This is a genomic window from Halomonas sp. E14 (assembly GCF_052568415.1).
On record NZ_CP199423.1, the window covers coordinates 1,506,423 to 1,527,085 of the forward strand.

The window sequence follows — 20,663 nt, forward strand, 5'->3', positions numbered from 1 at the left end:
CCCGCGATGAGCATTTACGGCGACTACATCAAGTCTGTCATCCGTACCGTCCCCGACTGGCCGCAGCCGGGGGTGAACTTCCGCGACATCACGCCCTTGCTGCAGAACAGCTCGGCCTTTCGCAAGCTGATCGACAGCTTCGTGCACCGCTACCAGGAGATGGAGCTGGATGCCATCGCCGCCATCGATGCCCGCGGGTTCATCATCGGTGCCCCGGTGGCCTACGAGCTGGGCTGCAGCTTCGTGCCGGTTCGCAAGAAGGGCAAGCTGCCGTTTCGCACCATCAGCGAGACCTACACGCTGGAATACGGCAAGTCGGAGGTGGAGCTGCATTCCGACGCCTTCCGTCAGGGTGACCGTATCCTGATCATGGACGACCTGATCGCCACCGGCGGCACCATGCTGGCGGCCGCCAAGCTCATCACCCGCTCCGGCGGGCAGGTGGTGGAAACCGCCACCATTATCGACCTGCCCGAAATCGGCGGGTCGAACAGGATTCGCGAGGCCGGCTTCGGCGTCTTTGCAGTCTGTTCCTTCAATGAAGACGAGTGATACCACCATGAGCACCCCCCGCTACCATCAGCACTTCACCGTCTCCTGGGATCAGCTGCATCGCGATGTGCGCGAGCTCTGCCATCGCCTGATCGAGCGCGACTTCAAGGGTATCGTGGCGATCACCCGGGGCGGGCTGATTCCCGCCGCGCTGATTGCCCGCGAACTCAATGTGCGCCTGATCGATACCGTATGCATCAAGAGCTACGACCACATGGACCAGGGCGGGCTGGATGTGATGAAGGGCGTGGAGCACGACGGTGACGGCTGGCTGCTGGTCGACGACCTGGTCGATACCGGCAAGACGGCGCGCAAGGTGCGCGAGATGCTGCCCAAGGCGCATTTCGTCACCGTCTATGCCAAGCCGGAAGGGCGCCCGTTGGTCGATCAATATCTCACTGAAGTGGCGCAGGACTGCTGGATCCAGTTCCCGTGGGATATGGGGATCGCCTACGTCGAGCCGCTGGCGGACCAGCTCAAGCGCTAGCAAGGGCAGGAGGAGCATGAACGGACCGCTACCCGATAGCTGGCGACGCTGGCTGGGGGATCAGTTCGACGCCCCCTACATGCAGTCGCTGCGTGACTTCCTGGCTGCCGAAAAGGCGGCCAGGAAGGTCATCTACCCGCACTCGTCGAACTGGTTTCGCGCCTTCGAGCTGACCCCGCTGGAGCAGGTCAAGGTGGTGATCCTTGGCCAGGATCCCTACCACGGCCCGAACCAGGCCCACGGGCTCAGCTTCTCGGTGCGCCCGGGTGTGGCGATACCGCCTTCGCTGGCCAATATCTACAAGGAGCTGGTCGCCGATGTGGGCTTCAGGCCGGTGGCGCATGGCTGCCTTGAACACTGGGCGCGCCAGGGGGTGCTGCTGCTCAACACCTCGCTGACGGTCGAGCAGGGCAGGGCGGGTGCGCACCGTGGCCAGGGTTGGGAGCCTTTCACCGATCGCGCGATCGCCACCGTCAGCGAGCACGCCGAGCCCAGCGTCTTCCTGCTGTGGGGCAGCCATGCGCGCCAGAAAAAAGCGTTGATCGATGCCTCGCGACACCTGGTGCTAGAGTCGCCGCATCCCTCGCCGCTCTCCGCGCACCGGGGGTTTTTCGGTAACCACCATTTCTCGCGGGCCAATGCCTTTCTCGAGCAGAATGGGCGTACGCCCATCGACTGGCAGCTGCCTGAAACCGCTGACTGAACGAAGGTAACCGGGTCGCAAGCCCGCCTTAACCTCTTGCGTCGATGAGGGTAGAATGGCGCGCGATTCGTCCATGCGACCAAGGTCGTTATGTCCATCCGCCGCGAAGAGGGTCTCCCCATGAGCGTCCACGCCATTCGACATCCACTGGTCCAGCACAAGCTCGGCCTGATGCGTGAAGCCGGCATCAGTACCAAGAGCTTTCGCGAGCTGGCCGGTGAGCTGGCCAAGCTGCTCACCTACGAAGCGACCCAGGACCTCGAGCTGGAAGAGCAGGAGATTCCCGGCTGGAGCGGCAAGCCGATTCCGGTGAAGCTGCTCAAGGGCAAGAAGGTGACCATCGTGCCGATCCTGCGCGCCGGGCTCGGCATGCTCGACGGCGTGACCGACCTGATTCCCAGCGCACGCATCAGCGTGGTGGGGCTTTATCGCGACGAGGAGACGCTGGAGCCGGTCCCCTATTTCGCCAAGTTCGCGAATGACCTGGACGAGCGCATGGCCATCGTCATCGACCCGATGCTGGCGACCGGTGGCTCCATGGTTGCCACCCTGGACATGCTGCGCGAGCGCGGCTGCCAGCAGATGAAGGTGATCGTGCTGGTGGCTGCCCCCGAAGGTATCCGGCGGGTGCAGGAGGCCTATCCCGACATCGAGATCTATACCGCTTCGGTGGACGATCACCTCGACGAAAATGGCTACATCGTGCCCGGCCTCGGTGATGCCGGCGACAAGATCTTCGGCACTCGATAGATCGGAGCCATACGGAGAAGACGCCCCTGAGATTGCCATCCAGGGGCGTTTTTCTGGCAGGACGCCTTCGCTTCAACCGACAAGACCTTCGCTTCACTACACGAGACAAGAAGGAAACCACCCATGAACGAACGCGTGGCGGCTGCGCAGGCGCCTTCCGAATCCCCAATGCGAGTGATCCTGACCGGGGCGCAAATGCTCTTTGTGGCCTTCGGTGCCCTGGTGCTGGTGCCGCTGCTGACCGGGCTCGACCCCAGCGTGGCACTGTTCACCGCCGGCGTCGGCACGCTGGTCTTCCACGGCGTGACCAAGGTCACGGTGCCCGTCTTCCTGGCCTCTTCCTTTGCCTTCATTGCGCCGATCCAGGGCTCGGTGGTGAATTTCGGGGTGCCCGCCACCATGGGCGGGCTGATGGCGGCGGGGCTGGTCTATGTGGCGATCTCTCAGGCGGTGCGGCTCAAGGGCACGGCCTGGCTGCACCGCCTGCTGCCGCCGGTGGTGGTGGGGCCGGTGATCATGGTGATCGGCTTGGCGCTGGCGCCGGTGGCGGTGAGCATGGCCACGGGTGAAACCAGTGACAACATCAGCTACGGGCCGGCCATCCTGCTGTCGATGGCCAGCCTGCTGGTGACCCTGGTGCTGGCGGTGTTCGGCCGGGGGCTGCTGCGGCTGATACCGATCATGGGCGGTATCGTCACCGGCTATGTGATGGCGCTGATAATGGGTTTGGTCGACTTCACGCCCGTGCGTGAGGCGGCCTGGCTGGCGCTGCCGAGCTTCACCGCCCCCAGCTTCCACTGGGCGGCAATCCTGTTCATGATCCCAGTGGCCATTGCGCCCGCGGTGGAGCATATCGGCGACATGGTGGCGATCGGCTCGGTCACACGCAAGAACTACCTGGAAAAGCCCGGTCTGCACCGCACCCTGCTGGGCGACGGCCTGGCCACCACCACCGCCGCGCTGTTCGGCGGCCCGCCCAACACCACCTATTCGGAAGTCACCGGCGCCGTGACCCTGACCCGGGCGTTCAACCCGAAGATCATGGTGGTGGCGGCCTGTATCGCCATCCTGCTGGCCTTCGTCGCCAAGCTCGGGGCGCTGTTGCAGACCATTCCCGGCCCGGTCATGGGTGGCATCATGACGCTGCTGTTCGGCTCCATCGCCGTGGTGGGGATGAACACCCTGGTGCGCGCCGGCCATTCGTTGACCGCGCCGCGCAACCTGGTGGTGGTCTCACTGATCCTGGTATTCGGCATTGGCGGCATGCAGTTCGGCGGCGGCCAGTTCACCCTGCAAGGGGTCAGCCTGGCCGCCCTGGTGGGCATCGTACTCAACTGGGTCCTGCCCGGCGCCGAAGAGGAGTGAGGCGCTTCGCCCTTTAGGCGTGATGCAGCTCCCTGCCGCCTTCGGAGAAGGTCGGTGGGGAGTTGGCGCTGACGATCACGCACTCCTCCTCGCCGAGATTGCGGAAGCGGTGGGGCAGGCGCGAATCAAAGTAGTAGGCGTCGCCTGCCCGCAGAATCCGTGCTTCGCCCGCCACGGTGAGTTCAATCTCGCCAGCGATCACCACCCCACCTTCCTCGCCCTCGTGCTCGAGCATGTCTTCGCCGGTATCGGCTCCCGACGGGTAGCGTTCGTGAATGATCGACATGCTGCGCCCGGGGCGGCGTGCCGCGACCAGCCGCCAGGAGAGATGTCCATCGCCGATCTCGGTGAGCTCGTCGGCACTGTAGAAGGCGCGGGGTACGGCCGGCTCGTCGCCGGCGAAGAAGGCGCTGATCGATACCGGAAGGGCATCGAGGATTTTCTTCAGCGAGCTCACCGAGGGGCTGACGCTATTCTGTTCGATCAGCGAAATGGTGCTGTTGGTGACGCCGGCACGCTTGGCCAGCTCACGTTGAGAGAGCTTGCGGGCCTTGCGCAGTTCGCGCAGCCGGGCTCCCACGTCAAATCCTGCCATTGGGTCGAATCCGTCGGGTCGTTCAATTTGTTTGACACATCATACCCGCTGAACCGGCCCGGGATAAGCGCCAAGACCTCCCTCGTGCCTCTTTCGACGGCGCATGGCGGCCTGACGTGGCACCGCAAGGGCGGGTCAGGCATCATGTTCCCTTTGCCGATGGACCCGCGGGAGCCGCTATGAACCCCAAGCACGATGTCACGGGCGTGATCCTGGCCGGCGGCCAGGGGCGCCGCATGGGGGGCTGCGACAAGGGCTGGGTCGAACTGGACGGCCGACCGCTGGTGGCACTGGCCCTGGAGCGCCTGGCTCCGCAGGTAGCCGAGGTGGTGATCGTCGCCAATCGCCATCTCGACGCCTACCGGCGCCTGCCGGCTCGGGTCGTGTGTGACGCCGAGGCGGGCTACCACGGGCCGCTGATGGGCATCTACAGCGCCATGCGGGCCGCTGCCACGCCCTGGGTGGCGATCACGCCCTGTGACAGCCCGGCGCTGCCGCACGACCTCGTGATGCGGCTGGCTGAGGCCGTGGGCGACGTTGACATCGCGGCCGCACACGATGGCGAACGCCTGCACCCCGTGGTCGCCCTGCTGCGTACGCGGCTGGCCGATGACCTGCACGCAGCCTTGCAGGGGGGGGAGCGAGCGATACGGCGCTGGTATACCGACCACGCCTGGCGCCCGGTCGACTTCGCCGACTGCCCCGAGTCGTTTGCCAATCTCAACACCGAGGACGAGCGACGGCGCCTGGAAATGCGCCTGCAACAGGAGAAAGGAAATCCATGAGTTCTGCCATGCCAGCGCCGCTGCGTTTCGATGATCGGTTGCCCTTGCTCGGCATCGCGGCGTGGAGCGGCACGGGCAAGACGACGTTGCTGGAGCGCCTGCTACCCAGACTGACCGCCCGCGGGATGCGTGCCGCCGTCATCAAGCATGCGCACCATGCCTTCGATGTCGATCAGCCGGGCAAGGACAGCCACCGCCTGCGCCAGGCCGGTGCCGCGCCCATGCTGGTGGCCTCGGGGGCGCGCTGGGCGCTGATGATGGAGACCCCCGGCCAGCAGGAGGCCGACCTGGCGGCGCTGATCGAGACGGTGCGCCCGCTCGCCCCCGACCTGGTGCTGGTGGAAGGCTTTAAGGCTTGGCCGCTGCCCAAGCTGGAGCTGTACCGCGCCGAGCTGGGCCAGCCGCTGCGGGTCGCCGACGACCCCTGGATCAAGGCGGTGGCCAGCGACGCGCCCCTGGTGACACCGCCCGGCGTCGATGCCCTGGCGCTGGACGACCTGGAAGCCATCGCCGACTGGGTGCTGGCATGGCCGGCGCGCTGGCCGACCGAGCAGGTGCCGCGTCTGGAGTAGGGCAGGACACCGTTATCCCGGCAGGCTTGCGTCCGCCCCCGGTGGGCCGAGCGTACGCCATACTGACAGTCATCCTTCGTTAATCGAGGCCTTTTCCATGCCCCTCACACACCTCAATCAGCGCGGTGAAGCCCACATGGTGGATGTCGCCGACAAGCCCGAAAGTCGCCGCGAGGCCAGCGCGGCCGGTTATATCCAGATGAAGCCGGCGACCCTGGCGCTGCTGACACAGGGCGGCCTGCCCAAGGGCGACGTGCTGGCCACGGCACGCATCGCCGGCATCCAGGCGGCCAAGCGCGCCCATGAGCTGATTCCCCTGTGCCATGCCCTGGCCCTGACCAAGGTGAGTATCGACTTTCGCATCGATGAGGAAGCGTCGCGGGTCGAAGTGACCGCCGTATGTCGCCTCAATGGGCGGACCGGTGTCGAAATGGAGGCGCTGACCGCCGTTTCGGTGACCTGCCTGACGCTCTATGACATGTGCAAGGCGGTGGATAAGGAGATGGAGATCGGAGGCGTGCACCTGCTCTCGAAGCGGGGCGGCAAGTCGGGGGATTATCAGCGCCATGCCGCGGACCCCATCGTGACCGGAGAAGGCGCAGTGGGCCAGGTATCAGTCGGCACACGCTGCGATATCGATGCGGCCTGCGTGCAGGTGAAGTTTCTGGCCGAGCTGCGTGAACGCCTGGGCGTAAGCGAGGTTTCGATTCCCCTTGATAGCCTGGAGAGCAGTGATGTCGGCGGTCTCAAGGCATCGCTGCTGAAGCGTGACCAGCGCTTTGCACGACTGACCGAAGGCCGGGTGCTGTGCGCCGTCAATCAGGTCATGGCCATTGACGCCACGCCCATCACCAGCGATGACGAAGTGGCTTTCTTTCCGCCCGTCACAGGAGGCTGAGATGATCAGGGTTCAGCACGCCGCCTTCGACGCCGGTGCCGAGCAGCGCGACCTGTTGGCGGGACGCAGCGATATTGGCGCCATCGTCAGCTTCACCGGCCTGGTCCGTGACTTCAACGAACGGCCCGATGTGTCGGCGCTGACGCTCGAGCATTATCCCGGCATGACCGAGGCTGCGCTGCAGGCTATCGTGGCCGAAGCCGAAACGCGCTGGCCGCTGCAAGGGGTGCGCGTCATTCATCGGATTGGACGGCTTGCCCCGGGGGATCCTATCGTACTGGTGGTAGTGGCGAGCGCGCATCGGCGTGCCGCCTTCGAAGCCTGTGATTTCATCATGGATTATCTCAAGACCAGAGCCCCCTTCTGGAAAAAGGAACACAGCGATACGGGCGATTATTGGGTCGGCGAACGTGAGTCGGACCTGCGCGATGCCGGTCGCTGGGAGAGAGAGAAACGATGACGACACCCTTGCAACTGATCGACGATTTTGGCAGGCGCGTTCGCTATGTACGCATCTCGGTCACGGACCGCTGTGACTTTCGCTGCGTTTATTGCATGAGCGAAGAGATGACCTTCCTGCCCCGCGCGCAGATATTGACGCTGGAGGAGGTAGGCATGGTGGCGCGAGCCTTCGTCGAGATGGGGGTGGAAAAGATACGCTTGACCGGGGGCGAGCCGCTGGTCAGGCGCGGGATTGATGCGCTGGTGGAACAAATCGCAGCGCTGCCGGGGCTTAAGGACCTGGCCATGACCACCAACGGCGCGGGGCTCGACAAACACGCCGGCCGGCTGCGCGAAGCCGGGCTTTCCAGGCTTAACATCAGCCTGGATACGCTGGATGCTGAGCGGTTTCACCAGCTCACACGAACGGGTAATCTCGAGCGCGTGCTCAGCGGAATCCGCGCGGCGCGCAGCGCCGGCTTCGATAGAATCAAGCTCAATGCAGTGATCCTCAAGGGGCGCAACGACGACGAGATCGTGGATCTCGTCGACTTTGCCCGAACAGAGCGCGTCGACATCAGTTTCATCGAGGAGATGCCCCTCGGCGAGGTATCGGATCACTCGCGTGCGGAAACCTTCTGTTCGAGTGATGAGGTGCAGGCCGCCATCGAACGTCACTATCCGCTGCTGGCCACCACCGAGACCACGCTGGGTCCCTCGCGCTATTTTCGCATGCCCGACAGCGAGACCCGAGTGGGCTTCATCTCGCCGCACAGCCACAATTTCTGCGCCAGCTGCAACCGGGTTCGCGTGACAGCGGAAGGCCGCCTGCTGCTGTGCCTGGGCAACGAGCACTCCGTCGATCTTCGTGCTGTTCTCAGGCGCCACCCGGGCGATCTCGATGCCTTGAAGCAGGCGATCGTCGAGGCACTTCCGCTCAAGCCCGAGCGCCATCATTTCACTACGGATGGCGATGTCCAGATCGTTCGCTTCATGAACATGACCGGAGGCTAAACCCACCATTGCGTCTGATTTACGGGTGCCTTTCTCAGCCCGACTGAGCGCGATGGTCGAGCGGCTTTTCTTGCCTATTTGCTTTCACAGCATATACTTTTGACGAGTAAGCGATCCGCTTGCTCGTTTTTTTCTTGCATGGAGGAGGCCAATGTCCAGCGAAACTCTGGAGCGCATTGCTCGAAACAAGAACGTGGCGCGTGCTGCGGCCCGCCAGCTGAGCATGGAGCAGTTGCACAAACTCTCCGAGGTGATTGTCGAGGTCATCGAACAGAAAAAAGAGGAAGACCAGCAGCGCAAGCAGGAAGAGGCCGACAAGGAACGCAAGCTGGCCGAGATCCGCGAAGCCATGAGCGATGCGGGGCTCTCCGTGGAAGATCTTGTCGGCGAGCCGCCGCGCCGCCGTCGCGGCCGTCCACCGAAGAACGCCACTCTTTCTTGAGCCAAGGATGCACCAAAGGCCTCCTGCCTGCCCATGGCCAACGGGCAGGGCCGGCAGGGTTAAGCCGAGCTGCTTGCCCTGCCGTCCTGCTGACGAGTCCTAGCCGTTTTTCAAGCGGCAGCCCAGAGAAGAGACCTCCGGTTTGACGGTATTTCCCTGCTAGGCGCCGCCTGACTGTAGCGCCTTTATCTAGCCATCCAGTGCCCGACGGGTGTCCCGACAGCGGCATGCGGCGTCGCAGCGCTGTGCCGCTGTTTACGATCTGCCAATGCGTCGGCCAGGCGCCAGGCCGATAGGCGCTTTTTTTACTCTTTATGCCAGGGCGCCCAGCAGCGACTGGGTGCTGACTAAGGCGTCGAGATAGCAGCGATGGAGCTGGTCAGCCGCCACCTCATCTTCCCCTGCCGCGAGTTGGTTCTCGTGGTTTTCGCATAGCTGAAGCAGTGCTCCCAGGGGGCCTGTCCGTTCCGTCAGCGCCGCCATGACGGTTGGCGGGAGGGGAATCTGGGCCAACAGGGTGTCGCGTTCTTCTTCCAGCAGGGCGTCCATCAACGAGAACAGCCCCGTATTGAAGGCATCGTCTGGGTTCAGCGCAGGAAACGGTGCCGCCAGGTTGCGGCACATGTAGGCGCGGGTCAGCGCCGTTCTCAGCAGCAGCAGGGAGGTGGGCTGGAGGTTGGCCAGGGTCAGGGTAAGAATCAGGCGACGCAGCTCGATCAGGCCGAGCACCTGGACGGCGCGCTGCAGGTCGGTCACCGTACCGCCGCGATTGAAGAAGGCGGAGTTGGCGCGACGCAAGATGGCTACATGCAGGTGCGGTACCTGCAGCACAAGCGCCTGCAGGCGCTGCAGGTCGTCGTCCTCTTCATACAGGCTGCGGACCAGGCGGATCTGCGCGGCCCGGTTGCCGTGCTTGCCGCGTGATGTCGTGGCGATGACCTGGGGGCGGGTCAGGTAGCGTGCATTGAAAAGCTGACAGCCGATGGCCTGACAATGCGCCAGCTCTTCCATCGAGCGGACGTCTTCGGCATACAGCTTGATATGGCTCGAAGACAGCTGTTGATGCAGCGTCTCGTTGAAAGGACTCGATCCGGTGAGTGTCACGATGTCGGTGCGTGACCAGAGCGCCTTGGCGTGCTCGTTGAACAGGCTGCAAGGCATGATAATGCGATAACCCCGTTCGCGCAGGTCGTCGAGCCGCAGCAGCAAGGCCTCGTTGATGTCGCTCAGCTCGGCGACGGCGATGGCCAGCCGAGGGGCAGGGGTCGGCAGCAGTTCCGGCCGATCCAGCCACGCCAGGGGAAGGGTCACAAAGAGTGACCTGCTTCCGAGCAGGCCGGCATCGCCAAGTTCGTACACCGTGCTGGCCAGCGCCTTTGCCGTTGCCTCCAAGGGTTCATCGCTGCTCGCGCCGCTGCGGTAAAGCAGTTGATCGGCTACGTGCCCGTGCTGGGCGTCATGGATCGGATACAGCGCGATCGTGAACGTGGCGGGTTCGGAATGTGCAGGCATGGCGTGGCTCCCTGGGCGGCGGTCACTTGTTATCACGAGTGACGTCTTGTTGTCAGCGCTGTTTGCGATTAAAGCGTCGATTCACAGCGCCTGCTGCAATGTCGTCAAGCGCGCTGCAAGCGTTGACTCTGCCAGCCCTTCCAGCCGAGGTCGCGCAAAGACATAGCCCTGCTGCTTGGTGATGTCATGGCGGCCCAGCCACAGTGCCTCGGCTTCGGTTTCCACGCCCTCGGCGACCAGGTCGATGCCCAGCGCTCTGCTCAGTCCTACCAAGGCCTTGAGGATCGCCTGGCGGCGTGGATGTCTGTCGCAGTCGATGATCAGCAAGCGGTCGATCTTGAGTCGGTCCGGCTGCAGCTCCGTGAGTAGGTCAAGGTTGGCGTAACCGTTGCCAAAATCGTCCAGTGCGGTGGTGAAACCCATGCCGCGATAGGTGTCGATGATGCGCTTGAGGTGCTGCTTGTCCTGCACCTTTTCGCTCTCGGTGATCTCGAAGATGAGATGCTGCAAAGGCCAGCCTACCTGTCGCGATATTTCCAGCGTTGCCTGGATGCATGCTTCGGGCTCGTAGACGGCATTGGGCAGGAAATTGATCGACAGCGGCACGCGCATGTTCAGCCGGCTGGCCAGCTCGATGGCGCGTACCCGGCAGGCCTGGTCGAAGCGGTAGAGCAGCGCAGGGGTGACCTGGGACAGGATATGATAGGCCGATTCATTGTGTGGCCCACGCACCAGCGCTTCATAGGCAATGACCTGCGCACTCGCGAGGTCCACGATGGGCTGGAAGGCCATGGTGAAATCGAACGGTAGCTCGCCCTCGCAGCGGACACATTTGCCCTCTTTTTCAGCGCATTGCCGCATGCTCTCTCCTTGTACGATGAACCTGTGCCCGTGACTTGCTCCGGCATGCCCTGGCTACCCTAGCCACTAAGGTCGGCACCGGCACGCGGAACTTGAGGCCAGTCGGGACGATATCGCAATGTCTGCCGCTGAGCCCTGCCGCAGCGTTCTTGCGGCTAGAGTTCCTTTCGCTAAAGTTCCGGCCCCCAGCGCCGATAGTCTAGTTCAGGACACGATGTCTCGTTCTCGCAGGAGTTTGCATGAACCCGTCTACCATCATCGGCATGCTTGCCAGTATCGTGTTGCTGGTCAGCGTGCTGTTCTTCACCGCCGAGTCGCCGCAGAGCTTTCTCAACCTGCCGGGTCTTGCCATCGTGCTGGCCGGCACCATGGCCGCCACCTTCATCAGCTATCCCCTTAGGGAGGTGCTGCGTGTCGTGCGTCTGGTAGGGCTGGTGTTCCGTCGCGAGAATACCTATACCCGCGATGACATCAAGGAGCTGGTGGACATCTCGCGGCTGTGGCTCAAGGGCGATGTGCGAGCGGTAGAAGAGGCGCTGGCCAAGGCGCGCAACCCTTTCCTGAGAACCGGTATCCAGCTGGTGATCGCCAACACCAAGGAGGAGGAGATCTTCGACCTGCTGCGCTGGCGGATCGCCCGGCTCAAGGCACGTGAACACGCCGAGGCGCAAATCTTCCGTACCATGGCCACCTACGCGCCGGCGTTCGGCATGATCGGCACGCTGGTGGGGCTGGTCAATATGCTGGAGGTCATGGAGGCGGGCGACCTTCACGTCATCGGCCCGCGCATGGCCGTTGCGCTGCTCACGACCTTCTATGGCATTTTGCTCGCCAACCTGATCTTCAAGCCGATAGCGGTCAAGCTGGAGCGCAGAACCGAAGAGCGCTTGATCGCTATGAACATGGTGCTCGAGGGCATTTCGCTGATCACCAAGCGCCGCCTGCCTTCCTTCATCGAAGAGACGCTGAACTCCTTCGTCGCCAACTACCACGATGAAATACGCGACCCGGCTCTGGCACGGGACGCCGCTGCAGGTGGGCAGGCGAGTAATGCTTGATCGTGACACGCGGCATGCGCTGCACTCCCCGAGTGTGGATGAGGGCGAGGGCGAGAGCTGGTTGGTGAGCTACCTGGATGTCCTGACGCTGCTCATCACCCTGTTCGTGCTGCTGCTCTCCATGGCCGGTAACGGCATGGCCCCCCAGGGCAGCCAGTTCGGTGGCGATGCGCCACGCCTGATCACCCCCGAGGCGGAGCTGGCAGCGCTGCAGGTGGCCGGGCGGCTCTCGCCCGGTCTGATGCCTCGCAACGACGGGCTGCAGCCGCGCTTTCAGGGGCTCAACATCCAGGGAGTGAGTGTTGCCCAGGGGCAGGAGGGCATCACCCTGAGGATCGACGACAACCTGCTGTTCGATAGCGGCCAGGCCGCGCTGACGCTGCAAGGGCAGCAAGTACTGGCCAGCCTCAAGGAGGTGTTGGAGGGCTTCGAAGGCACGATTTCCGTCGAAGGCCACACTGACAGTATTCCCATCGCCACGGCTCGGTTCCCCTCTAACTGGGAGCTCTCGTCCTCACGGGCCATCGCCGTGCTGCGTTACCTGACCGAAATCGGCATCACGCCGGAGCGGATGCGCGCCGTGGGCTATGCCGAGACGCGCCCGCTGGCCAGCAACGACAGCCAAGAGGGGCGGGCCGCCAACCGTCGCGTCGAGCTGTTGCTGAAACAGACCCTGGGCAGCCCTTGAGCCGCAGCACCGCGGGGCAAGAGACTACGACGGATCGCCAAGCGAGCCAGAGGCAAGCACTGCATGACCGAGATCGATGAATAGGCAGGAGCGTTCGGCATATCGGCGCTGGACGGCGTGGCAGGCCACGGCGTTCTACCTCGCCATGATGTGCTGCCTGGTGCTGGCCGTTGGCTGGGCGCTGAAGGATCGTCACGCACGAGAGCTGGCTGCCGCCCGCGTGAACAGCCTGGCCCACGCCGACCTGGTCGCCGAGTGGGCGAAGGGCGCTTTCACCAGCACCGACAACACCCTAAGCGGCATGGCCAACCTGTTTGCCCTGGCATTGAACGATGAGCATGGCGAAGGCCTGGCCGATGAGGGGGGACAAGGGATATGAGACATAGGGGGAAGTGGGATTTGGCGGCATCAAGGAAGACATAACGGGACGGGAAGTGTGGCGTGGCGCGGGCTTGCGCGGAGTCGCGGCGGCGACTGGGCGAGGCCGGCAGGACCGGGGGCGATTTGGGACAGGTGGCTGGCTGGTGCCAGTTGAGCCACTAGAAGCGGGACAAGTGCCAGACGAGCAGGCGGCGCGTTTACGGCTGTTTAAAGGACACCGCTCATAAAGCACGGTTACTAGCTGTTTAAGGCTGCGCAACTGGTCGCGTAAGGTCCGCAGTTCCTGGTGCACGGCTCGGTCACTGGCGCGGCGCCCGTGGCTGTTCTCTCCCGCCCCTGGTCGATCCTCCTCCCGGCGCCCCTGGTTGACGTTGCCGCCGATCACCACGGTGCCCTGGTTGTTCACTATATCCCCGACGTTGATGTTGATCGAGGCTTTCTCGCTTCCTTTCCCTGGCTGGCCCTGGTCCAGTATCTCCCTTATCTCCTTTGCTACATCGTCAGTCATTCCCCATTCCCCGCGCGTTGCCGCTATCTGTATGCGGCTAAATCAATGATGTTGCTTACCGTGTCGTGGTCCGGCTGTTCTCGACGGCTGGCGAAGTGACGGTACAGCACCCGCAGCAAGCGGCCCTGGGCGGCGGGCTCCAGGTGGATGCGCCGGGCCTGCAGCTCCTCCAGCGTGACCGTGGCCACACGCTCCAATAAATCTAAGTCAATGTCGGCCGGCCCTAAGCCAGATTTAGCGGCCGAGTCTGCGGCCTGTTCGGGGCTTCCGCGCCCCGTGGCCAGCCATTCGAGCGACACGCCGGCCACGCGGGCCATTGTCAGCGCCTTATCCAAACCAGGGAGAGAGCCAGCTAGGTATTTCCGCACCAGGCTGTCGCTTATCCCGCACTCCTTTGCGAACGAAAGCACCGACCTGGAGCCGATGGCCTGGCGGAGGCGCGCTCCAAATTCGCGTTCAAGTTCTGAATCCGAACTTGATTGCTTGCGTTCGGGTTTGTCTTCAGCGTTCAACATATCGCTAAGTCCTTGTTTTATGGTGGCTCTGCGTTGTCCGCCTAGCTCCTGAGTGACGATTTAAACTTGAATGTCTCTCCAGGGTTTGTCTTATGCTCTCTGTAGTGCTAATCTTTCCAACATGAGCGAACACACACGCACCACGGAGCTTTAGAACATGGCTGAACGCAGCAAGCCTAAAAAAGCCGGCCCTCAAGACTGGCACCGCGCGGACATCGTCGCGGCACTTCGCAAGGCCGGCTGGTCGCTTCGCAAGCTCGCGACGCATCACGGTTACTCCTCGCCCACCACCCTGACGACTGCGCTGGCGCGGCCGTGGCCGAAAGGCGAGCGCCTGATCGCCGAGGCGATTGGCGTGGACCCGGCCGAGATCTGGCCGAGCCGCTACCAGGACAAGGATACCCGCAAAGGGTGCCGCGATGAAGCGGACAGGAAAGCCGCATGAGACTGACTCCGTTGTCGTTTTCGCAAAGCTTAGGCGCCGCCCTGATGGGCGCCTAGGTGCAGAGCGAAGCGACGTTTGGAGTTCCGTTCGGACGGGAGGGTGCAAATGAAGCGCAAGCGCTGGAAGCCGGTACAGCCGCAGACGATGCAACACGCGATCCGTCTGTGCCTGGATTACGCCCTACACAAGCACAACCGCAGCGTGGCGCGGGTAGCGGAGCTGGTCGGCACTTCCGAGTGGTCGGTTTACAAGTGGATGAGCGAGGGCTCGATTCCATCGGTGCGCATCCGCCCCTTCGAGTTCGCCTGCGACGCCACCTTCGTGACGCAGTACATCGCCACCAGCGCGCAGAAGCTGGTGATCGACATTCCCGCCGGACGCGCCAGCAGCCAGGACGAGCTGCTGGACCTGCAGAACCGTTTGAACGACGCCGTGTCGCTGCTGACCCGCTTCTATCGCAGCGACGCCGACACGGCCGAGGTGCTGCACGGGGTTACCCGTGCAATGGAGCAACTGGCCGGCCACCGGGAGAACGTGCGCAAGCACGACGCCCCGGAGCTGGCCCTGTTCGGAGGCAACGACCAATGACACAGCAAGCCAAGGGCGCGGGGGTCCGGTCATGAGTCGCGAGTGGTACACCCCCAAGGAATTGGCGGGCCTGCCTGGCATGCCGGGTACGCCGCAGAATGTTACAGCGAAGGCAAAGCGCGAGGACTGGGAAAGTCGCGCGCGGTCCGGCCGGGGCGGTGGGCGCGAGTACGCCTTCGCCTCACTGCCGGTCGAGACCCAGGCCGCGCTGCTGAAGGATGCCGAGCCAGCACCGGCCGCCGTGAGACGCCCGCGCCGGCCGGGCGTGACGCCGGCCGTGGTGGATCGCGAGGGGCTGTGGGCCGTGTTCGAGCGCGCCCCGCAGACCATGAAGGACGAGGCGGTGCGCAAGCTGAAGGTGGTGCAGGCGGTCGAGCACCTGGCGGCGAGCGGTACCGGGCGCTCCAAGGCGGTGGCCGAGACGGCCAAGGCGTTCGGCGAGGGGCGCTCGACCGTGTACCGCTGGCTAGGCGAGATCAAGGGCGTGGACAAGTCCGACTGGCTGGCCGCGCTACTGCCGCGCTACAGCGGGCGCAGCGGCGCCGCCGAGATCACCGACGAGGCGTGGGAGTACTTCAAGGCCGAGTACCTGCGCCCCGAGGCGCCCAGCATCGCCGCCTGCTACCAGTGGACCAGGGAGGCCGCGAAGAAAAACGGCTGGAAGCTGCCCAGTAAGCGCACCATCACCCGCCGCGCCAACGATATCCCGGTCACCACGCGGGTGCTGATGCGCGAAGGCGAGGAAGCGCTGACCCGCCTGTACCCCGCCCAGCAGCGCACCGTGCGCGACCTGCACGCGCTCTACTGGATCAACGGCGACGGCTACAAGCACAACGTGTTCGTCAAGTTCCCCGACGGCACCATCGACCGCCCCAAGACCTGGTTCTGGCAGGACGTATACAGCCGCCGGATCGTGGGTTTCAGGACCGACCGCACCGAACACACCGACATGATCCGCCTGGCCCTGGGCGACGTGCTGGAGCGCTACGGCATCCCTGAGCACGCCACCATCGACAACACCCGCGCGGCGGCCAACAAGTGGATGACCGGCGGCGTCAAGACCCGCTACCGCTTCAAGGTCAAAGAAGAAGACCCGATGGGCTTGATGCCGCAACTGGGTATCCAGATCCATTGGACCAGCGTGTTCAAGGGCAAGGGGCACGGCCAAGCCAAGCCCGTGGAGCGGGCGTTCGGCGTGGGCGGCCTGGGCGAGTACGTGGACAAGCGCCGCGCCTTCCAGGGTGCCTACACCGGCCCCAATCCCACCGCCAAGCCGGAGAACTACGGCGAGGCGGCCATTCCCTTCGACGAGTTCTGCCGCGAGCTGGCCGACGCCATCCGCATGTGGAACGAGCAGGAAGGCCGCAAGACCGAGATCTGCGACGGCCGCCTGAGCTTCGGCGAGGCGTTCGAGGAGAGCTACCAACGCAACGCCGACCGCATCCGCCGGCCTACCGCTGCACAGCGCCGCATGTGGCTGCTGGCCGCCGAGGCGGTGACCGTGCAGCGCGACAGCAGCATCTCGCTGACCGTGGGCAGCGGACCCAACGGCAAGAACCGCTACGGCAGCGACGCCCTGATTCCCCACATCGGCCGCAAGGTGGTGGTGCGCTTCGACCCGGACGCCCTGCACCAGGCGGTGCACGTCTATCAGCCGGACGGCCGTTACATCGGCGAGGCCGAGTGCCTGTTCGCCGTGGGCTTCGGCGACTCCAGCGCGGCCCGCGAATGGGCGCGCAACCGCACCCAGCGCGTGAAGGCCGCCAAGGCCCAGGCCGCCGCCGAGAAGCGCATGAGCGATCTGGAAGCCCTGGAGTACACCCCCGAGCCGACCCCCGAGGACAGCGCCCCGCTGCAGACCGATGTGGTGCGCGGCAGTTTCGGCGAGCGCAAGCGGGTGGCCGGCAGCGACGTGGTGCCCGGTGCGGACGACGAGCCGTCACCGGCCGAGCGGCACAGCTTCGACGACTTCATCTTGAGTCGGATGGACGGCTGGAAGAAGCGGCAGATCTGAAAGGTTGGCCCTGGGGTGGAGCCCAGGGCCGAAAGGCGGGCCGAGTGGCCCTTCATCACGCGAGTGGAGTATAGCAAATGACCGACAACGTAACCCAGTTCAACACCAAGCCCCGCAACGCCCACGACGAGGCGCTGATCAGCGAAGTGCGCCAGATCATGGAGGGCGAGGAGTTGTCGCAGACGGCGCTGTCGCAACTGACCGGCGTGGGCAAGGCCCGGCTTAGTCAGTGGCTGAACGGCGTTTACAAGGGCAATGTGGCCGCCGTCGAGGAGAGCATCCGCCGCTGGCTGGACAGCCGGCAGGCCGCCACCGCCCTGGAAGGCCAGATGCCCACCGCCCCCGAGTGGGTGGAGACGCCCACCGCCCGCGCCGTACTGTCGGCGCTGTCGTTCAGCCAGATGGCCGAGGCGGTGTCGGTGGTCTACGGCGGCGCCGGGGTCGGCAAGACCACCACCATCGCCCGGTACCGCCAGCAGGCCCCCAATGTCTGGGTGGTTACCGCTACGCCGGCCGTGTCCGCGCCGGGGCCGATCCTGACCCGCATCGCCCAGGTGCTGGGCATCCGCGCCACCGGGGCCGTGCACGTGATCGAGGCCAATATCATCGAGCGGGTGCGCGAGACGCGCGGCCTGCTGGTGATCGACGAGGCCCAGCACCTGACCCACCGCGCCCTGGACGCCATCCGCTCCATTCATGACGCCGCCGGTATCGGCCTGGCCCTGGTCGGCAACGAGATCGTCTACAGCCAGTTGACCGGCGGCAGCCGCTCGGTGGGCTTCGCGCAACTGTTCAGCCGCGTGGCCAAGCGGGTGCGCCTGTCGCGCGCCAAGGACGCCGACGTGGTGGCGCTGCTGGACGCCTGGCAGATCCAGGACAAGGAAGCCCGCCAGCTCTGCCTGGGCATCGGCCGCCGCCCCGGCGCCCTGCGCGGCCTGTCGCAGACCCTGCGCCTAGCGTCGATGTTCGCCGCCGCCACCGGCGCCGCCCGCCCCAGTGCCGCGCATATCCGCGACGCCTGGCAAGACCTTGGGGGTGAGGCATGAACGCGCCCCTGGTGATTCCCGGTCCGCTGCATCCCGATCTGTTCGACGGCGCCACGCCGGTGATGGTGCCGCTGGACAAGCCGCTGCGCGCTTACGAGGTCGAGGTGGCCTACGCCGTGACCGAGCGCGAGAGCCGCACCGTGATGGTGGCCGCCCACAACGAGGAGGAAGCCGCGCGGATCGCCGTCGAGCGCGTGGAGGCCACCGCCTGCGACACCGATCACGACCACGACGCCGAGTCGATCCGGGCGCTGGCCCGGCCCGTCACGGCAGCAGAAGCGCGGGCCTACCTGGCCCGCCAACAGGGGGAATGACAATGACAACCTATCCCGATGAGTACCTGGAGTACTACGCCGACCGCTATGTCGCCCTGTACCTCAAGGGCCACGGCGTAACCCTGGATCAGTACCTCTACGACCCGGCCCGCTACGAACCCCTGGCCGAGGCGCCCCTGCCGCTGCTGCCCGAGCAGCAGGCTGTGCAGGCCCGCCTGGATGCCGAGGCCGAGCGCGTCGAAGCCGAGGTCGCCCACCTGCCGCGCCGCAACGGCGCCGTGGTCGAGCCACTGCACCACCACCGCCACCCGCGCAGCGCCCAATGCGACTTCAAGCGGAGGACCGCCCAATGAGCACCAGCACCATGATGGCGGCGCCCGCCGACGACCAGGCCGTCGAGTTGGCGCTGGAAGACGAGATCCGCCAGATCCTGGCCGAGGCCGACGACAGCCTGTCGGTGGCCGAGATCTTCGCCCGCAGCGCGCTGGCCGAGGGCCGGCACAGCTTGGCCGCCCGGCTGGCATCCATGGCCAAGCGCGGCCTGCTGGTCACCCATCCGTGCAGCACCGGCCGCTGCTACAGCCTGCCCAAGCTGGCGCATGCCGCCCCGCCCAAGACCACCAAGGGCCAAGTGCACGCCCACCTGGTGAAGATGGGCCGGGCGCTGTCGCTGCGCCAGATCGCCGACAACCTGCGCCTGGAGCGTCGCGCCGTCACCCGCGCCCTGAACGCCCTGGGTCGCGATGGCCTGGTCGAGAAGCTGCCCCTGGACGGCCACGGCCGCATGGCCTGGCAGGCGCTGGGTGCCCGCCCGGCCGCCGAGGCTTCGCCGCTGGGTGCGCTGATCGCCCGCCTGGGCAGCTTCGCTCCCGCCAAAGAGAACGCCGAGGGCGACGAGAAACCCGCCCCAGTGTTCGCCCTGGCCAGCGACGGCAGCCTGACCCTGTGCGCCCACGAGGTCGAGCTGCTGCTGGATGCCGACGAGGCCGAGGCGCTGCTGGAGTACCTGGCGCCGTTCATCCAACACCGCCAGGCCCGCCGGGCCGGGGAGGCTGCATGAGCCAGGCCATTCTTGCCTACCTGCAGCGCGCCGAGGACGGCGTGACCATCGCCGAGATCAGCCTGGCCACCGGGCTGACCGGCGAGGCCGTGTGGTTCGCCCTGGGCGAGATGGCCCGCGCCGGCTGGGTGATCGGCTGCGCCCGCGCCAACCGCCCACCGCTGTTCCACGCCATCGTGCGGCTGGGGCCGTGCGACTGGTGCGGCCTGGTCGATCACCACCTGGTGGCCGGCATGTGTCCAAGCTGCATGGTGCGCAGCACCGGGCTGAACCTGCTGCCCACCGGCCCGCTTCCCATTCGCCTGGCGCCGATCCCCGGCGTTGGGCCTGTTACCCCGCAAACCGAAGGAGCTACCCCGTGAAGAGCGACACCCCTATGGAAACCGTGAACAAGCGCGCCGAGGACTACGCCGCCGAGCGCGACCGCCTGTGCCTGCTGGTGGAGACGCTGGAGCGCCAGGTGGAAGACGTGCAGCGCCAGGCGCTGCCCGACATCCGCGACGCCGTGCGCCGCACCAGCGAGGCCCACGACCGGCTGCGCGCCGCCATCGAAACGCACCCCGAGCTGTGGGAAGGCAAGCGACGCACCGTGGTGATCGCCGGGGTGCGTGTGGGTATGACCAAGGGCAAGGGCAAGCTGACCTGGGAAGACGCCGAGCAGGTGGTGAAGCTGATCCGCCGGCACTTCCCCGATCAGGCCGAGGCCATGATCCGCGTACGCGAGGAGCCGATCCGCAAGGCCCTGGCCGAGCTGACCGTGACCGAGCTGAAGCGCCTGGGCGTGACCGTCGAGGAGACCGACGACCAGGTGGTGATCAAGCCCACCGACAGCGAGGTGGACAAGCTGGTCAGCAAGCTGCTGGAAGATGCCCAGCGCTTCGAGGAGGCGGCGTGAACGCAGCCCGCGGCCTGGCCTGCGGCCTGCTGGGCGTCGTGTGCGTGCTGATGGGCATCGCCTACGCCCACGGCCTCATCCCTACCTGGGTCGGCTCGCTGGTCCCGGTGGCTCTCTACTTCGTGGGAGGGCTTGGCAGGTAAGCGAAACGCCCCGCCTTGCGCGGGGCGTCTGCTGGGCGTGGTGGCCCGGCACTGATGAGCAGCCAACCGG

Annotated in this window: 28 protein-coding genes and 1 other RNA gene; 25 read left to right on the forward strand and 4 right to left on the reverse strand. The window is 65.3% G+C overall.

Annotated features, from left to right (window positions below):
* The first annotated feature begins 6 nt into the window (after positions 1-6).
* The 5 genes from ACT7B3_RS06975 to ACT7B3_RS06995 all read left to right on the forward strand — a co-directional run bounded on the left by ACT7B3_RS06975 (position 7) and on the right by ACT7B3_RS06995 (position 3,857).
* Positions 7-552 carry an adenine phosphoribosyltransferase gene (locus ACT7B3_RS06975; protein ID WP_444677873.1) on the forward strand — a complete coding sequence of 182 codons (546 nt, stop codon included), beginning with the start codon at positions 7-9 and terminating at the stop codon, positions 550-552.
* Positions 553-559: 7 nt separating this feature from the next.
* The gene (gene gpt, locus ACT7B3_RS06980) at positions 560-1,039 is read left to right on the forward strand and encodes a xanthine phosphoribosyltransferase (RefSeq protein WP_445157356.1); all 480 of its coding nucleotides are present in this window, start codon (positions 560-562) and stop codon (positions 1,037-1,039) included.
* 16 nt (positions 1,040-1,055) lie between these two features.
* Entirely contained in the window at positions 1,056-1,742 is a 687-nt protein-coding gene (ung, locus tag ACT7B3_RS06985; RefSeq protein WP_445157357.1) for a uracil-DNA glycosylase, read from the forward strand.
* A 120-nt stretch (positions 1,743-1,862) separates the two neighbouring features.
* Positions 1,863-2,492, forward strand: coding sequence for a uracil phosphoribosyltransferase (gene upp, locus ACT7B3_RS06990; protein ID WP_444677872.1), 630 nt, complete (start codon positions 1,863-1,865; stop codon positions 2,490-2,492).
* 123 nt (positions 2,493-2,615) lie between these two features.
* Positions 2,616-3,857, forward strand: coding sequence for a uracil-xanthine permease family protein (locus ACT7B3_RS06995; RefSeq protein ID WP_444677871.1), 1,242 nt, complete (start codon positions 2,616-2,618; stop codon positions 3,855-3,857).
* 13 nt (positions 3,858-3,870) lie between these two features.
* Here the strand turns inward: ACT7B3_RS06995 and ACT7B3_RS07000 are convergent, their stop codons facing one another.
* Positions 3,871-4,452, reverse strand: a complete 582-nt coding sequence (locus ACT7B3_RS07000) for a cupin domain-containing protein (RefSeq protein ID WP_445157358.1) — start codon at positions 4,450-4,452, stop codon at positions 3,871-3,873.
* 179 nt (positions 4,453-4,631) lie between these two features.
* Between ACT7B3_RS07000 and mobA the strand changes: the two genes are divergently transcribed.
* From mobA to ACT7B3_RS07030, 6 genes are all read left to right on the forward strand, one after another.
* Entirely contained in the window at positions 4,632-5,237 is a 606-nt protein-coding gene (gene mobA / locus ACT7B3_RS07005; protein WP_445157359.1) for a molybdenum cofactor guanylyltransferase MobA, read from the forward strand.
* Positions 5,234-5,809 (forward strand): molybdopterin-guanine dinucleotide biosynthesis protein B, encoded by a 576-nt coding sequence (mobB, locus tag ACT7B3_RS07010; protein ID WP_445157360.1) that lies wholly within the window; start codon positions 5,234-5,236, stop codon positions 5,807-5,809. The genes mobA and mobB overlap by 4 nt, the downstream gene beginning before the upstream one ends.
* 97 nt (positions 5,810-5,906) lie before the next feature.
* Positions 5,907-6,707: a cyclic pyranopterin monophosphate synthase MoaC gene (gene moaC / locus ACT7B3_RS07015; RefSeq protein WP_445157361.1), complete on the forward strand. Its 801-nt coding sequence runs from the start codon at positions 5,907-5,909 to the stop codon at positions 6,705-6,707.
* Between the two features lies 1 nt (position 6,708).
* The gene (gene moaE, locus ACT7B3_RS07020; RefSeq protein WP_445157362.1) at positions 6,709-7,167 is read left to right on the forward strand and encodes a molybdopterin synthase catalytic subunit MoaE; all 459 of its coding nucleotides are present in this window, start codon (positions 6,709-6,711) and stop codon (positions 7,165-7,167) included.
* Complete coding sequence (moaA, locus tag ACT7B3_RS07025; protein WP_444679345.1) at positions 7,164-8,162, forward strand: GTP 3',8-cyclase MoaA; 999 nt, start codon at positions 7,164-7,166, stop codon at positions 8,160-8,162. Before moaE ends, moaA begins: the two co-directional genes overlap by 4 nt.
* 151 nt (positions 8,163-8,313) lie before the next feature.
* Positions 8,314-8,604, forward strand: a complete 291-nt coding sequence (locus ACT7B3_RS07030; RefSeq protein WP_445157363.1) for an H-NS family histone-like protein — start codon at positions 8,314-8,316, stop codon at positions 8,602-8,604.
* Positions 8,605-8,916: 312 nt separating this feature from the next.
* Here the strand turns inward: ACT7B3_RS07030 and ACT7B3_RS07035 are convergent, their stop codons facing one another.
* Positions 8,917-10,116, reverse strand: a complete 1,200-nt coding sequence (locus tag ACT7B3_RS07035; protein WP_445157364.1) for an EAL and HDOD domain-containing protein — start codon at positions 10,114-10,116, stop codon at positions 8,917-8,919.
* An 81-nt stretch (positions 10,117-10,197) separates the two neighbouring features.
* Positions 10,198-10,977, reverse strand: a complete 780-nt coding sequence (locus ACT7B3_RS07040; RefSeq protein WP_445157365.1) for an EAL domain-containing protein — start codon at positions 10,975-10,977, stop codon at positions 10,198-10,200.
* Positions 10,978-11,216: 239 nt separating this feature from the next.
* On the opposite strand from ACT7B3_RS07040, the gene ACT7B3_RS07045 reads away from it, so the two are divergent.
* The 3 genes from ACT7B3_RS07045 (at position 11,217) to ACT7B3_RS07055 (ending at position 13,102) form a co-directional block, all read left to right on the forward strand.
* Positions 11,217-12,035: a motility protein A gene (locus tag ACT7B3_RS07045; RefSeq protein WP_444677865.1), complete on the forward strand. Its 819-nt coding sequence runs from the start codon at positions 11,217-11,219 to the stop codon at positions 12,033-12,035.
* Positions 12,028-12,723, forward strand: a complete 696-nt coding sequence (locus ACT7B3_RS07050; protein WP_445157366.1) for an OmpA/MotB family protein — start codon at positions 12,028-12,030, stop codon at positions 12,721-12,723. The genes ACT7B3_RS07045 and ACT7B3_RS07050 overlap by 8 nt, the downstream gene beginning before the upstream one ends.
* A gap of 76 nt (positions 12,724-12,799) precedes the next feature.
* Positions 12,800-13,102, forward strand: coding sequence for a hypothetical protein (locus tag ACT7B3_RS07055; protein WP_445157367.1), 303 nt, complete (start codon positions 12,800-12,802; stop codon positions 13,100-13,102).
* A gap of 533 nt (positions 13,103-13,635) precedes the next feature.
* On the opposite strand, the gene ACT7B3_RS07060 is transcribed toward ACT7B3_RS07055, so the two are convergent.
* Positions 13,636-14,127, reverse strand: a complete 492-nt coding sequence (locus ACT7B3_RS07060) for a helix-turn-helix domain-containing protein (protein WP_445157368.1) — start codon at positions 14,125-14,127, stop codon at positions 13,636-13,638.
* Between the two features lie 157 nt (positions 14,128-14,284).
* Between ACT7B3_RS07060 and ACT7B3_RS07065 the strand changes: the two genes are divergently transcribed.
* The 11 genes from ACT7B3_RS07065 to ACT7B3_RS07115 all read left to right on the forward strand — a co-directional run bounded on the left by ACT7B3_RS07065 (position 14,285) and on the right by ACT7B3_RS07115 (position 20,661).
* A complete protein-coding gene (locus ACT7B3_RS07065) occupies positions 14,285-14,572 on the forward strand; it encodes a helix-turn-helix domain-containing protein (RefSeq protein WP_445157369.1) in 288 nt (95 codons plus the stop codon).
* Between the two features lie 105 nt (positions 14,573-14,677).
* Positions 14,678-15,160 (forward strand): hypothetical protein, encoded by a 483-nt coding sequence (locus tag ACT7B3_RS07070; RefSeq protein ID WP_445157370.1) that lies wholly within the window; start codon positions 14,678-14,680, stop codon positions 15,158-15,160.
* Between the two features lie 31 nt (positions 15,161-15,191).
* A complete protein-coding gene (locus ACT7B3_RS07075; RefSeq protein ID WP_445157371.1) occupies positions 15,192-17,174 on the forward strand; it encodes a transposase domain-containing protein in 1,983 nt (660 codons plus the stop codon).
* Positions 17,175-17,251: 77 nt separating this feature from the next.
* The gene (locus ACT7B3_RS07080; RefSeq protein ID WP_445157372.1) at positions 17,252-18,220 is read left to right on the forward strand and encodes an AAA family ATPase; all 969 of its coding nucleotides are present in this window, start codon (positions 17,252-17,254) and stop codon (positions 18,218-18,220) included.
* Positions 18,217-18,534 carry a hypothetical protein gene (locus tag ACT7B3_RS07085; RefSeq protein ID WP_445157373.1) on the forward strand — a complete coding sequence of 106 codons (318 nt, stop codon included), beginning with the start codon at positions 18,217-18,219 and terminating at the stop codon, positions 18,532-18,534. Before ACT7B3_RS07080 ends, ACT7B3_RS07085 begins: the two co-directional genes overlap by 4 nt.
* 2 nt (positions 18,535-18,536) lie before the next feature.
* Complete coding sequence (locus ACT7B3_RS07090) at positions 18,537-18,848, forward strand: hypothetical protein (protein ID WP_445157374.1); 312 nt, start codon at positions 18,537-18,539, stop codon at positions 18,846-18,848.
* Positions 18,845-19,555, forward strand: a complete 711-nt coding sequence (locus ACT7B3_RS07095) for a hypothetical protein (protein WP_445157375.1) — start codon at positions 18,845-18,847, stop codon at positions 19,553-19,555. Before ACT7B3_RS07090 ends, ACT7B3_RS07095 begins: the two co-directional genes overlap by 4 nt.
* Entirely contained in the window at positions 19,552-19,917 is a 366-nt protein-coding gene (locus ACT7B3_RS07100; RefSeq protein WP_445157376.1) for a winged helix-turn-helix domain-containing protein, read from the forward strand. Before ACT7B3_RS07095 ends, ACT7B3_RS07100 begins: the two co-directional genes overlap by 4 nt.
* The gene (locus ACT7B3_RS07105) at positions 19,914-20,450 is read left to right on the forward strand and encodes a host-nuclease inhibitor Gam family protein (protein ID WP_445157377.1); all 537 of its coding nucleotides are present in this window, start codon (positions 19,914-19,916) and stop codon (positions 20,448-20,450) included. Before ACT7B3_RS07100 ends, ACT7B3_RS07105 begins: the two co-directional genes overlap by 4 nt.
* On the forward strand, positions 20,447-20,593 hold the full coding sequence (locus tag ACT7B3_RS07110; protein WP_445157378.1) for a hypothetical protein: 147 nt from the start codon (positions 20,447-20,449) through the stop codon (positions 20,591-20,593). Before ACT7B3_RS07105 ends, ACT7B3_RS07110 begins: the two co-directional genes overlap by 4 nt.
* An RNA gene (locus ACT7B3_RS07115) (hammerhead ribozyme type II) lies at positions 20,592-20,661 on the forward strand. The genes ACT7B3_RS07110 and ACT7B3_RS07115 overlap by 2 nt, the downstream gene beginning before the upstream one ends.
* The last annotated feature ends 2 nt before the right edge of the window (positions 20,662-20,663 follow it).

Coding starts and splice junctions, on each gene's coding strand:
- ACT7B3_RS06975 (WP_444677873.1), top strand. CDS start 7: ATGAGCATTTACGGCGACTACATCAAGTCTGTCATCCGTACCGTCCCC.
- gpt (WP_445157356.1), top strand. CDS start 560: ATGAGCACCCCCCGCTACCATCAGCACTTCACCGTCTCCTGGGATCAG.
- ung (WP_445157357.1), top strand. CDS start 1,056: ATGAACGGACCGCTACCCGATAGCTGGCGACGCTGGCTGGGGGATCAG.
- upp (WP_444677872.1), top strand. CDS start 1,863: ATGAGCGTCCACGCCATTCGACATCCACTGGTCCAGCACAAGCTCGGC.
- ACT7B3_RS06995 (WP_444677871.1), top strand. CDS start 2,616: ATGAACGAACGCGTGGCGGCTGCGCAGGCGCCTTCCGAATCCCCAATG.
- ACT7B3_RS07000 (WP_445157358.1), bottom strand. CDS start 4,452: ATGGCAGGATTTGACGTGGGAGCCCGGCTGCGCGAACTGCGCAAGGCC.
- mobA (WP_445157359.1), top strand. CDS start 4,632: ATGAACCCCAAGCACGATGTCACGGGCGTGATCCTGGCCGGCGGCCAG.
- mobB (WP_445157360.1), top strand. CDS start 5,234: ATGAGTTCTGCCATGCCAGCGCCGCTGCGTTTCGATGATCGGTTGCCC.
- moaC (WP_445157361.1), top strand. CDS start 5,907: ATGCCCCTCACACACCTCAATCAGCGCGGTGAAGCCCACATGGTGGAT.
- moaE (WP_445157362.1), top strand. CDS start 6,709: ATGATCAGGGTTCAGCACGCCGCCTTCGACGCCGGTGCCGAGCAGCGC.
- moaA (WP_444679345.1), top strand. CDS start 7,164: ATGACGACACCCTTGCAACTGATCGACGATTTTGGCAGGCGCGTTCGC.
- ACT7B3_RS07030 (WP_445157363.1), top strand. CDS start 8,314: ATGTCCAGCGAAACTCTGGAGCGCATTGCTCGAAACAAGAACGTGGCG.
- ACT7B3_RS07035 (WP_445157364.1), bottom strand. CDS start 10,116: ATGCCTGCACATTCCGAACCCGCCACGTTCACGATCGCGCTGTATCCG.
- ACT7B3_RS07040 (WP_445157365.1), bottom strand. CDS start 10,977: ATGCGGCAATGCGCTGAAAAAGAGGGCAAATGTGTCCGCTGCGAGGGC.
- ACT7B3_RS07045 (WP_444677865.1), top strand. CDS start 11,217: ATGAACCCGTCTACCATCATCGGCATGCTTGCCAGTATCGTGTTGCTG.
- ACT7B3_RS07050 (WP_445157366.1), top strand. CDS start 12,028: ATGCTTGATCGTGACACGCGGCATGCGCTGCACTCCCCGAGTGTGGAT.
- ACT7B3_RS07055 (WP_445157367.1), top strand. CDS start 12,800: ATGAATAGGCAGGAGCGTTCGGCATATCGGCGCTGGACGGCGTGGCAG.
- ACT7B3_RS07060 (WP_445157368.1), bottom strand. CDS start 14,127: ATGTTGAACGCTGAAGACAAACCCGAACGCAAGCAATCAAGTTCGGAT.
- ACT7B3_RS07065 (WP_445157369.1), top strand. CDS start 14,285: ATGGCTGAACGCAGCAAGCCTAAAAAAGCCGGCCCTCAAGACTGGCAC.
- ACT7B3_RS07070 (WP_445157370.1), top strand. CDS start 14,678: ATGAAGCGCAAGCGCTGGAAGCCGGTACAGCCGCAGACGATGCAACAC.
- ACT7B3_RS07075 (WP_445157371.1), top strand. CDS start 15,192: ATGAGTCGCGAGTGGTACACCCCCAAGGAATTGGCGGGCCTGCCTGGC.
- ACT7B3_RS07080 (WP_445157372.1), top strand. CDS start 17,252: ATGACCGACAACGTAACCCAGTTCAACACCAAGCCCCGCAACGCCCAC.
- ACT7B3_RS07085 (WP_445157373.1), top strand. CDS start 18,217: ATGAACGCGCCCCTGGTGATTCCCGGTCCGCTGCATCCCGATCTGTTC.
- ACT7B3_RS07090 (WP_445157374.1), top strand. CDS start 18,537: ATGACAACCTATCCCGATGAGTACCTGGAGTACTACGCCGACCGCTAT.
- ACT7B3_RS07095 (WP_445157375.1), top strand. CDS start 18,845: ATGAGCACCAGCACCATGATGGCGGCGCCCGCCGACGACCAGGCCGTC.
- ACT7B3_RS07100 (WP_445157376.1), top strand. CDS start 19,552: ATGAGCCAGGCCATTCTTGCCTACCTGCAGCGCGCCGAGGACGGCGTG.